The sequence below is a fragment of the Streptomyces sp. NPDC001700 genome (assembly GCF_053596435.1).
On record NZ_JBSFGE010000058.1, the window covers coordinates 1 to 12,899 of the forward strand.

1 protein-coding gene is annotated in these 12,899 nt (G+C 71.5%); it reads left to right on the top strand.

The window, feature by feature from the left end; all coding sequences use genetic code 11:
* A partial coding sequence (locus tag ACWC5C_RS41710) for a type I polyketide synthase (protein WP_450884530.1) occupies window positions 1–12,899 on the top strand: 12,899 nt, incomplete at both ends.

Here is a 12,899-nt window from a genome sequence, read left to right on the forward strand (position 1 = left end):
CTCGACGACGGCATCCTCCACACCCTCGACGAGACCCGACTCCACCACGTCATGGCCCCCAAAGCCCACGCCGCCCACCACCTACACACCCTCACCCGCCACCACAACCTCACCGCCTTCATCCTCTTCTCCTCAGCCGCCGGCATCCTCGGCAACGGCGGCCAAGCCGCCTACGCCGCCGCCAACACCTACCTCGACGCACTCGCCACACACCGCCACGCCAACAACCTCCCCGCCACCTCCATCGCCTGGGGCTTCTGGGAACACCGCAGCGAACTCACGGAGCGGCTCTCCGACGACGATCTGGCACGCGCCCACGCGCTGCCGATGTCCACCGCCCAGGCGCTGGAGCTGTTCGACGCCGCACTGGCCTGCGACGAGGCGATGGTGCTCGCGGCACCGCTGAACGCGACCGCGTGGGCCGACACCGCGGACGTGCCCCCGGTGCTGCGCGACCTGGTCCGTACGCCGATGCGGCGTGCCGCCGACTCCACCGGCGCCGCCGTCGGCTCCGCCTCCACCGCGCTCGGCCGACGGCTGGCCGATGTGGACCCCGCCCAGCGGGACGAAGTGGTACTGGAACTCGTCCGCCATCACGTCGCGGCGGTGCTCCGCCACGCTTCGGCGGACACGGTGGACGCCATGCGGACGTTCCAGGAGATCGGTTTCGACTCGCTGACCGCCGTGGAACTGCGCAACCGCGTCAGCGCCGCCACCGGCGTACGACTGCCCGCGACAGCCATCTTCGACTACCCGACACCTCGCCTGCTGGCCGGGCATCTGCTCGCCGAGGTACTCGGGGCGGACGAGACCACGGCCTCCCCGGTGCCGGGCGTGCTGGCCACCGACGACCCCATCGTGATCGTCGGCATGAGCTGCCGCTACCCGGGCCGGGTCGCCTCGCCGGAGCAGCTGTGGGACCTGGTGCGGTCCGGCGGTGACGCGATCTCCGGTCTGCCCGACGACCGCGGCTGGGACCTGAGCGGCCTCTACAACCCAGACCCCGACACGCCCGGCACGTCGTACGCGCGGGACGGCGGATTCCTGCACGACGCGGCCGAGTTCGACGCCCGGCTCTTCGGGATCTCGCCGCGCGAGGCGGCCGCGATGGACCCGCAGCAGCGGCTGCTGCTGGAGGCGTCCTGGGAGGCGTTCGAACGCGCGGGCATCCCCGTCGGCTCGGTCAAGGGCGAGCGGATCGGCGTGTTCACCGGCGTGATGCACCACGACTACCTCACCCGCCTGACGACGCCACCGGACGGGGTCGAGGGCTATCTGGGCACGGGTGCCGCGGCGAGCGTCGCATCGGGCCGTGTGGCGTACACGTTCGGCCTTGAGGGTCCGGCGGTGACGGTGGACACCGCATGTTCATCGTCGCTCGTCGCCCTGCACCTGGCCGTCCAGGCGCTGCGTCTCGGAGAGTGCTCACTGGCCCTGGCAGGCGGGGTGACAGTGATGTCCACCCCCACCGTCTTCGTGGAGTTCTCGCGTCAGCGCGGCCTGTCCCAGGACGGCCGGTGCAAGGCGTTCGCCGGGGCGGCCGACGGCACCGGTTTCGCCGAGGGTATCGGCATGCTGCTGGTCGAGCGGATGTCCGACGCCGTACGCAACGGCCACCAGGTCCTGGCCGTGGTGCGGGGCTCCGCCGTCAACCAGGACGGCGCGTCCAACGGTCTCACGGCCCCGAACGGGCCCTCCCAGCAGCGCGTCATCCGCCAGGCCCTGGCCAACGCCGGGCTCTCGACGGCCGACATCGACGCCGTCGAGGCACACGGCACGGGCACGACGCTCGGCGACCCGATCGAGGCGCAGGCGCTGCTGGCCACCTACGGCCAGGACCGCGACGCCGACCACCCCCTGCTGCTCGGTTCGCTCAAGTCCAACATCGGGCACACGCAGGCCGCCGCAGGCGTCGCCGGTGTCATCAAGATGGTCATGGCGATGCAGCACGGCCAACTGCCCCAGACCCTCCACGTGGACGAACCCACCCCCCACGTCGACTGGACCACCGGCTCGGTCGAACTGCTCACCGAACACACCGACTGGCCGCAGACAAATGCCCCACGCCGGGCAGGAGTCTCCTCATTCGGCGTCAGCGGCACCAACGCCCACGTCATCCTCGAACAAGCACCGGCGCCTACGCTCCCGACGGAGGAGACCGAAACCGCAGAGACCAGCCCCGTGGTCCCGTGGGTCGTCTCGGCTCGGGACGAGCGGGCCCTGCGGGCGCAGGCTGAGCGGCTGCGCACCTGGATGGTCGACGGCAACGAGCAACAGCACGTGAGAGATGTGGCGTTCTCCTTGCTGGCCGGAAGGACGGCGCTTGAGCACCGTGCGGTCGTCCTCGGCGGAGACCGTGCCGAGCTGCTTGCGGGTCTGGCGGCGGTGACGCAGGACGAGCCAGCTCCGGGTGTCGTGATCGGGACGGCGGTACCCGACCGCAAGGTGGTTTTCGTCTTTCCCGGTCAGGGTTCGCAGTGGACCGGCATGGCACTGGAACTCCTCGACACCTCAGCGGTGTTCGCCGAACGCATGCGAGAGTGCGCCGCCGCACTGGACCCGTTCGTCGACTGGTCGCTCCTGGACATCCTCGATGACGAAGACGCACTTCGCCGGGTCGATGTGGTCCAGCCCGCGCTATGGGCCGTCATGGTCTCCCTCGCCGAACTGTGGCGCTCCCACGGCGTCACACCAGCAGCCGTCATCGGACACTCCCAAGGAGAAATCGCCGCAGCCTGCGTCGCAGGCGGACTCTCCCTGGAAGACGGCGCCCGAGTCGTGACCCTGCGCAGCAAAGCGATCCTCGCCTTGTCCGGCCACGGCGGCATGGTCTCCGTACCCCTCCCCGCAGAGCAGCTGCGCGACCTAGACGGCCTGTCCATCGCCGCCATCAACGGACCCACCTCCACCGTCGTCTCCGGCAACAACCACACACTCGACGCACTCCTCGCCGAACACCCGCAGGCCAAACGCATCCCCGTCGACTACGCCTCCCACTCCGACCACGTCGAACGCATCGAAGACGAACTCGCCCAAGCACTCGCCGGAATCGACCCCCGCACCGGCACCATCCCCTTCTACTCCACCGTGACGGGCGCACTCACCGACACGGCGGAGCTGAACGCCGCCTACTGGTACCGCAACCTCCGCCACACCGTCGACTTCCAAGGCACCATCGAGAAGCTGCTCACCCTCGGCCACACCGTCTTCGTGGAGGCCAGCCCCCACCCCGTCCTCACCACGGGCGTGCGGGACATCGCCGACGCGGCCGAAACGACCGTCGTGGCGACCGGTTCCCTGCGCCGGGACGACGGTGGTCCCACGCGCATGCTGACCTCACTGGCCGAGGCGTATGTGCACGGTATCGACGTCGACTGGCAGCCGCTGTTCGACGGTGCGCGCCGGGTGGACCTGCCGACGTATGCGTTCCAGCGGGAGCGCTACTGGTTGGATTCCGTCGTCGCCGAGCCCGCCACCAGCGCGGTGGACGCCGAGTTCTGGGCCGCGGTCGAACGTGAGGACCTGGACTCGCTGGCGGCGACCCTGCGCGTCGACGGAGCACCTCTGAGTGAGGTGCTGCCCGCCCTGTCCCAGTGGCGGCGTGAGCGTCGTGATGTCTCCACCATGGATTCCTGGCGCTACAAGATCCACTGGAAGCCGGTCGCTGCTGGTGCAGCCTCCGTGACCGGCACGTGGCTGGTCCTGGTGACCGACGGTCAGTCCGACGAGGAGTGGGTCTCCGGAGTCACCATGGCGCTGACCCGCCATGGCGGCGAGGCGCACACGGTCGTCCTGGACGACTCCGACCTGGACCGCGCCGCGCTGGCCCGGCGGCTGAGGGACCTGCTGGCGGAACACCCGCACGTCCAGGGCGTCGTATCGCTGCTGGTGATGGACGAACGCCCCCACCCCGCGCATCCGGCAGTGCCCCGCGGATACGCGATGACACTGCTGCTGGCCCAGGCACTCGGCGACGCCGGAATGGAAGCACCGATGTGGTGCCTCACCCGAGGAGCCGTGTCGCTGGGCGACGGCGACGTGGCCGTCAGCCGCAAGCAGGCACTCGCCTGGGGGCTCGGCCGAGTGGTGGCCCTCGAACAGCCCCTGCGCTGGGGCGGCATCATCGATCTGCCGGAGGTCGTGACCGATCGGGCACAGAGTCTGCTGGCCAGTGTGGTGGCCGGTGCCTCGGACGAGGACCAGGTCGCTGTGCGCGCGGCCGGTCTGTTCGCGCGTCGGCTGGCGCACGCCCCGGCGCGGGAACAGGGCGTGTCGGCCTGGCGCCCCGAGGGCACGGTGTTGGTCACCGGTGGCACGGGCGCGCTGGGCGGGCACGTCGCCCGGTGGGTGGCGGGTCAGGGTGCCGACCACGTGGTGCTGACCAGTCGCCGGGGCATGTCCGCGCCCGGTGCCGACCGGCTGGTGGAGGAGTTGGAGGCGCTCGGTGCTCGGGTGACCATAGCCGCGTGCGACGTCGCCGACCGGGACGCGCTCGCGGCGCTGCTGGCGGACGTGGGGCCGCTGACCGCGGTGGTGCACACCGCGGCGGTGCTCGACGACGGCACGATCGGCTCTCTGACCACGGACCAGCTGCAAAGAGTCCTGAGCGTCAAGGTCCACGGCGCGGAGAACCTGCATGAGCTGACCCGTGACATGGACCTCTCCGCGTTCGTCCTGTTCTCCTCGCTGTCCGGCACCTTGGGCGCCCCGGGACAGGGCAACTACGCGCCCGGCCATGTCTTCGTGGACACCCTTGCCGAGCAGCGCCGCGCCGAGGGCCGACCGGCGACGTCCGTGGCCTGGGGGCTGTGGGCGGGTGCTGGCATGGGCGAGGGCGGCGTCGGCGACGTCGCCCGACGGCACGGCGTCCCGGAAATGGACCCTGCGCTGGCCGTGGCGGCGATGGGGCGCGCCGTCGAGCAGGGCGACACCGTCGTCACGGTCGCCGACATCGACTGGGATCGCCACTACGTGGCGTTCACCGCGACCCGGCCGAGTCCGCTGATGCGTGACATCCCCGAGGTGCAGGCCCTCATCACATCCACGTTCGGCACGGAGGACGCCGAGGCCGCGCCCGAACGTTCGGGCCTCGCCGAGCGGCTCGCCGGGATGAGCGGCGCCGAGCGCGACCGTGCGCTACTGGACCTGGTCCGCCGCCAGGTCGCGGCCGTCCTGGGCCACTCCGGTCCGGAGGCGGTCGAGACCGGCCGCGCGTTCCACGAGAGCGGATTCGACTCCGTCACCGCCGTTGAGCTGCGCAACCGGCTCAACGGCGCCACCGGGCTCCGGCTGCCCACCACCATGACCTTCGACCACCCCACCCCGCTCGCGCTGGTCGCGTACCTGCGCGGCGAGCTGCTGGACGACCGGCCGGGCCTGGTGGAGCCGGTCCGGGCGACCGTCGCGCTGGACGACGAACCGATCGCCATCGTCGGTATGAGCTGCCGGTTCCCGGGGAACGTCGCCTCTCCCGAGGACCTGTGGAGGCTGCTCGACAGCGGGGCCGAAGCGCTCGGGGACCTCCCCGTGGACCGTGGCTGGGACCTCGCGAACCTGTACCACCCGGACCCCGATCACCGCGGCACCTCGTACACCAGAGCTGCCGCCTTCATGTACGACGCTGGCGAGTTCGACGCCGGGTTCTTCGGGATCTCGCCACGCGACGCCGTCGCGATGGACCCGCAGCAGCGGCTGCTGCTGGAAGCGTCCTGGGAGGCCTTCGAGCGGGCCGGTATCGACCCCGCCTCGCTGAAGAGCAGTGCGACCGGTGTGTTCACCGGTACGAACGGCCAGGACTACGCGTCCTTGCTGAAGGCCGACGGGACGGGGGACTTCGAGGGCCGCGCGGCCACCGGCAACTCGGCCGCGGTGATGTCCGGCCGCATCGCCTATGCGCTGGGGCTGGAGGGTCCGGCGCTGACGGTGGACACGGCGTGCTCGTCGTCGCTGGTGGCTCTGCACCTGGCCGTGCAGGCGCTGCGATCAGGCGAGTGCACGCTGGCTCTGGCCGGTGGCGTGAGCGTGATGACGACCGCGGAGATCTTCGTGGAGTTCTCCCGTCAGCGCGCGCTGTCGGCGGACGGGCGCTGCAAGGCGTTCGCCGCGGCCGCCGACGGCACGGGCTGGGGCGAAGGCGTCGGCATGCTGGTGGTCGAGCGGCTGTCCGACGCCGAGCGCAACGGCCACCACGTACTGGCGGTGGTACGGGGAACCGCCGTCAACCAGGACGGCGCCTCGAACGGCCTCACGGCCCCCAACGGGCCCTCCCAGCAGCGCGTCATCCGCCAGGCCCTGGCCAACGCCGGACTATCGACCACCGACATCGACGCCGTCGAAGCACACGGCACCGGCACCACACTCGGCGACCCCATCGAAGCGCAGGCGCTGCTGGCCACCTACGGCCAGGACCGCGACACCGACCGCCCGCTGCTCCTCGGCTCGGTCAAATCCAACATCGGCCACACCCAGGCCGCCGCAGGTGTCGCCGGTGTCATCAAGATGGTCATGGCGATGCGCCACGGCGTGCTGCCCCAGACCCTCCACGTGGACGAACCCACCCCCCACGTCGACTGGACCACCGGAGCGGTCGAGCTGCTGACGGAACGCACGGACTGGCCCGAGACCGACAGGCCACGCCGGGCCGGTGTGTCCGCGTTCGGCGTCAGCGGCACCAACGCCCACGTCGTCGTGGAGCAGGCTCCCGAGGAGCCCTCGCCCAAGACCGAGCGGGCCGAACTCCCGGCAGTACCGTGGCTGTTGTCCGGCCACGGCGAGACCGCACTGCGCGCTCAGGCGGAGAGGCTGCGGTCCTTCATCGAGACCTCGGACACGGACCTGCTGCCGACCGACGTGGGCTGGTCCCTGGCGACGACGCGGGCAACGCTGACCCACCGCGCCGTCGTCATCGGCACGAACCGCGACGAACTGCTGAGCGGACTCGACGCCGTCGCCAACGGAGAAACCACCCCGGGCGTAGCCCGAGGCACCACCACACCCGGCGACGTGGTGTTCGTGTTCCCCGGTCAGGGTTCGCAGTGGACCGGCATGGCACACGAACTCCTCGCCACCTCACCGGTGTTCGCCGAACGCATGCGAGAGTGCGCCGCCGCACTGGACCCGTTCGTCGACTGGTCACTCCTGGACATCCTCGATGACGAAGAGGCACTGCTCCGGGTCGATGTGGTCCAGCCCGCACTGTGGGCCGTCATGGTCTCCCTCGCCGAACTCTGGCGCTCCCACGGCATCACACCAGCAGCCGTCATCGGCCACTCCCAAGGCGAAATCGCCGCAGCCTGCGTCGCAGGCGGGCTCTCTCTCCAAGACGGCGCCCGCATCGTAGCCCTGCGTAGTAAGGCCCTGCTGGCACTCTCCGGCCACGGTGGCATGGTCTCCGTACCCCTCCCCGCAGAGCAGTTGCGCGACCGGGACGGGCTGTCCATCGCCGCCATCAACGGACCCGCCTCCACCGTCGTCTCCGGCGACAACCACACCCTCGACACACTCCTCGCCGAGTATCCGCAGGCCAAACGCATCCCCGTCGACTACGCCTCCCACTCCGACCATGTGGAGCGCATCGAAGACGAACTCGCCGAAGCGCTCGCCGGAATCGAGCCCCGCACCGGCACCATCCCCTTCTACTCCACCGTCACGGGCACGCTCACCGACACGGCGGAGCTGAACGCCGCCTACTGGTACCGCAACCTCCGCCACACCGTCGACTTCCAAGGCACCATCGAAAAGCTCCTCACCCTCGGCCACACCACCTTCATCGAAACCAGCCCCCACCCCGTCCTCACCATCGGCATCCAGGACACCGCCGACACCACCAACACCCACATCGTCACCACCGGAACCCTCCGACGCGATCACGGCGGACCGGCCCAGTTCCTCACCGCACTCGGGCTCCTGCACATCGCAGGCGTACCGGTGGACTGGGAGACGGCGTTCGCCGGGGTCGAGGCGCGGCGGATCGACCTTCCGACGTACGCCTTCCAGCACGAGTGGTTCTGGCTGGACCCCGTCCGTGGCGGGGGCGATGCGGCGGGCGTCGGGCTGACCAGGCTTGCTCATCCGCTGCTGAGCGCGGTGCTACCGCTGCCGGACGCGGACGGCTGTGTGCTGACCGGTTCGTTGTCGGCCGCGTCCCACCCCTGGCTGCGTGATCACGCCGTATTCGGTGACGTTCTCCTGCCGGGCACCGGGTTCGTGGAACTGGCCCTGCAGGCCGGTCTCCAGCTAGGTCTGCGACGGCTGGACGAACTGACGCTGCAGGCGCCGCTGGTGCTGCCGGAGCAGGGCAACGTACAGATACAGGTTTCGGTAGGCGCGCCGGACGGGACTGGACGGCGACCGGTCACGGTCTACTCCCGGCGGGTCCAGGATGCCGAGTGGGTGCGGCATGCGGTCGGCAGCCTGAGCGATGACACCGACGTGGCCGCCGACCGGCTGGACGTGTGGCCTCCGGCGGGAGCCGCACCGGTGGACCTCGGCGACGTGTACGCGGCGATGGAAACGCGTGGATACACCTACGGTCCGGTGTTCCAGGGGCTTCGTGCCGCTTGGCGGCGCGGGGACGAGGTGTTCGCCGAGGTCGCGTTGCCCGGTGCGGCCGAGAGCGATGCCGACCGGTGCGGTCTGCATCCGGCGCTGCTGGACGCGGCGCTGCAGGCCGCCGGGCTGGGGGAGTTCGTGTCCGAGGTGGATCGGGCGCACCTTCCCTTCGTCTGGTCCGGGCTCACCCTCCACGCGGTGGGTGCGCGGGCCTTGCGGGTGGCGCTGGCACCGGCGGGGCCGGACGCGCTGGCCGTCCGGGTGGCGGATGACACGGGCGCGCCGGTGCTGTCGGCGGAGTCCCTGGTCCTGCGGCCGGTGGACGCGGGCAGGCTCGGCCGTGCACGTGCGGAGGCGCTGTTCCGGGTGGACTGGACGGAACTCGCCCTGCCCTCGGCGGACGGGGCGGAGTTCATCACCGTCGAGTCCGCTGCCGCGCTCGCGGAGATGGCCGCTCCCTCCGCGTCGGGCGGGTCGATGGCCCTGCCCACTGCGGTGGTGCTCCAGCCCGGCATTGTCGCGGAGGGTCCGGACGGCGTGCACACGCTGGTCGGCCACGTGCTGGAGGCGGCTCAGCTGTGGCTGGCGGACGACCGGTTCGCCGATTCCCGGCTCGTGGTGGTGACGCGTGGTGCGGTGGCCACGGCGATCGGCGAGGACCCGGAGAACCTGGCGGCCGCGGCCGTGTGGGGTCTCGTACGTACCGCGCAGACCGAGCACCCCGGCCGTTTCGTGCTCGTCGACCTGCCGGACGGGGACCTGTCCTTGCTGCCTGCCGTTCTGCGCACCGACGAGCCTCAGGTGGCCGTGCGCGGCGGCACCGCGCTCATCCCCGGGCTGGCGCGTGTCGGCGGGGGCGAAGTGGCGACGGACTCCCGCACGGAGGCCGGTCTCGGCTCGGAGAGCTGGCGGCTGGCGACCACCGGCGGGGGCACCCTGGCGAGCCTGGCCCGGGTGGCCTGCCCGGAGGTGTCCGGACCGCTGGGTGACGGCCAGGTCCGGGTGGCGGTGCGCGCCGCAGGCGTGAACTTCCGTGATGTCCTCCTGGCCTTGGGGATGTACCCGGACAAGGCTGGGCTGTTGGGCAGCGAGGGCGCCGGAGTCGTGCTGGAGGTCGGCCCCGGGGTGAACGGGATCGCCCCGGGCGATCGGGTGATGGGCCTGTTCTCGGGCTCGTTCGGGCCGCTGGCGGTCACCGACCACCGGCTGCTGGCACCGATGCCCGCCGGGTGGTCGTTCGCACAGGCGGCCGCCACTCCGGTCGCGTTCCTCACCGCCATGTACGGGCTCATCGACCTCGGTGGGGTGCGGCACGGCGAGTCGGTGCTCGTGCACGCCGCTGCCGGTGGTGTCGGCATGGCCGCGGTCCAGGTGGCGCACTGGCTCGGGGCGGAGGTGTTCGCCACCGCCAGCCCGGCGAAGTGGGAGACGGTGCGCGGCCTCGGGGTCGCGGAGGAGCGGATGGCCTCCTCCCGTTCCGCCGACTTCGCGGACCGGTTCCGGGGCGTGGCTCCCGATGGCGTGGACGTGGTACTCAACTCGCTGACCGGCGAACTCCTCGACGCCTCCCTCGGGCTGCTCGGCCCGGGCGGGCGGCTGATCGAGATGGGCAAGACCGACGTGCGCGACGCGGCAGAGGTGCTGGACCGCCACGACGTGGCGTACCGGGCCTTCGAACTGCTCGAAGCGGGACCGGACCGGCTCGGCCTGCTCCTCACCGAGATGGTCGCGTTGTTCGAGCAGGGCGTGTTCACCCCGCTGCCGCTGAGGGTCTGGGACATCGCCCGGGCCGACGAGGCGTTCCGCTTCCTGTCGCAGTCCCGCCACGTGGGCAAGCTGGCGCTCACCGTCCCTCAGCCGGTCGGCGGCGGCACCGTACTGGTGACCGGCGGTACGGGGACGCTGGGCGGCTTGGTCGCCCGGCACCTGGTGCACGCGCACGGCGTACGTGAACTGGTGCTCGCGAGCCGGTCCGGCGACGCCGCCGCCTCGGCGGTCGGGCTGGTCTCCGCGCTGGAAGCGGACGGCGCACGGGTCCGGGTGGTCGCGTGCGACCTCGCCGACCGGGACGCGGCCGCCGAGCTGGTGGCGTCCATGCCGGACCTGCGGATGGTGGTGCACACGGCGGGCGTGCTCGACGACGCCGTGATCGACTCCCTGACTCCTGACCAGGTACGCACCGCGCTGCGCCCGAAGGTGGACGCGGTATGGCACCTGCACGAGCTGACCCGTGACCGGGATCTGACCGGCTTCGTACTGTTCTCCTCGGCGGCCGGGCTGCTGGGCGGACCAGGGCAGGGCAACTACGCGGCCGCCAACACCTTCCTCGACGCGCTGGCCGCGCACCGCAGGGCGCGGGGCCTGCCCGCCGTCTCCCTCGCCTGGGGGTTCTGGGACCAGCGCAGTGAGCTGACCGAACGCGTCGAAGCGGACCGGCTCGCGCGGGCCGGGGTCCGGCCGCTGTCCACCGAGGATGGCCTCGGGCTCTTCGACGCCGCCCTGACCACTGGTGAGGCACTGCTGGTTCCGGTACGACTCGACACGGCCGCGCTGAAGGGCGACTCGGTGCCCGCGCTGCTGCGGGGTGTCGTGGGTGCGGAGCCGAAGGCCGGTCGCGTCCCTGTCGTCCGCGCCGCTTCCGCCGCCGCCCATGGCGACAGTGACGGCTTCGCGGCGGGTCTGGGGCTCAGGGGCCTGGCCGCAGCCGAGCGGCACGCCGCGCTCGTCGGCCTGGTCCGCACCCAGGCCGCGGCCGTGCTCGGCCTCGGCGGCGCGGAGTCGGTCACTCCCGACAGGCCGTTCAAGGAGCTGGGCTTCGATTCGCTGTCCGCGGTGGAACTGCGCAACAGGCTGCGCACCGCGACCGGCCGTCGGCTCCAGGCCACGGTGATCTTCGATCACCCGACGCCGGAGGCGCTCGCCGGGCATCTCGAACGCGAGCTTTTCGACTCGGCGGAGGCCACCGGAGAGGCACCGTCCGCCGTGGCGGCCGCCACGGACCCGTCCGTGGACCCGATCGTCATCGTGGGCATGAGCTGCCGTCTGCCGGGCGGCGTGGATTCGCCCGAGGCCATGTGGCAGCTGCTGGTCAGCGAGGGGGACGCCCTGTCAGGTCTTCCCACCGACCGCGGCTGGGACCTCTCGGCGCTTCTCGACCAGGACCCGGGCCGCTCCGGCACCACCTACGCGAGGGCCGGTGGCTTTCTCCACGACGCCGCGGACTTCGACGCCGGGTTCTTCCAGATCTCGCCGCGTGAGGCACTGGCCGCAGACCCCCAGCAACGCCTGTGGCTCGAGGCGTCGTGGGAGGCCTTCGAACGGGCCGGTATCAACCCGCTCGCGCTCAAGGGCACCCGAACCGGTGTCTTCGCGGGCGCGGCTTCGACCACGTACGGAGCGGACCAGCCCGCGACCCCGGAGGGCTCCGAGGGGTACCTCCTCACCGGCAACTCGACGTCCGTGATCTCCGGCCGCGTCGCCTACGCGCTGGGGCTGGAGGGTCCCGCCGTCACCGTGGACACCGCATGCTCCTCCTCTCTGGTCAGCGTGCACTGGGCCTGCGAATCCCTCCGGCGTGGCGAGAGCGACCTGGCGTTGGCTGGCGGTGTCGCGGTCATGCCGACGCCGGACCTGCTGGTCGAGTTCTCCCGTCAGCGCGGCCTGGCGGCCGACGGGCGTTGCAAGGCATTCGCCGCGGCGGCCGACGGCACCGGATTCGCCGAAGGCGTTGGCGCGCTGGTTCTGGAACGGCTGTCGGACGCCGAGCGCAACGGCCACCGGATCCTGGCCGTGGTGCGGGGCTCCGCCGTCAACCAGGACGGTGCCTCGAACGGTCTCACGGCCCCCAACGGTCCTTCCCAACAGCGCGTCATCCAGGCGGCGTTGACAAACGCAGGGCTGTCAACCGCCGACGTCGACGCGGTCGAGGCGCACGGTACCGGCACGACGCTGGGCGACCCGATCGAGGCCCAGGCACTCGTCAACACGTACGGCCGGGGGCGCGAGCCCGACCGGCCGCTGCTCCTCGGCTCGATCAAATCCAACATCGGGCACACCCAGGCCGCCGCGGGTGCGGCCGGGCTCATCAAGATGGCGCTGGCCCTGCGCCACGGTGTGCTGCCGCGCACCCTCCACGTCGACGAGCCCACCCCGCACGTCGACTGGTCGGCCGGTGCCGTGGAACTGCTCACCGAGCAGAGTCCCTGGCCGACTACGGAACGTCCGCGCCGGGCCGGTGTGTCCGCGTTCGGCGTGAGCGGCACCAACGCCCACGTCATCCTCGAACAAGCACCCACAACAGCAACCGAGCCGGAAGACAACCGCAACGCTCCCCCCGCCGTGCCATGGGT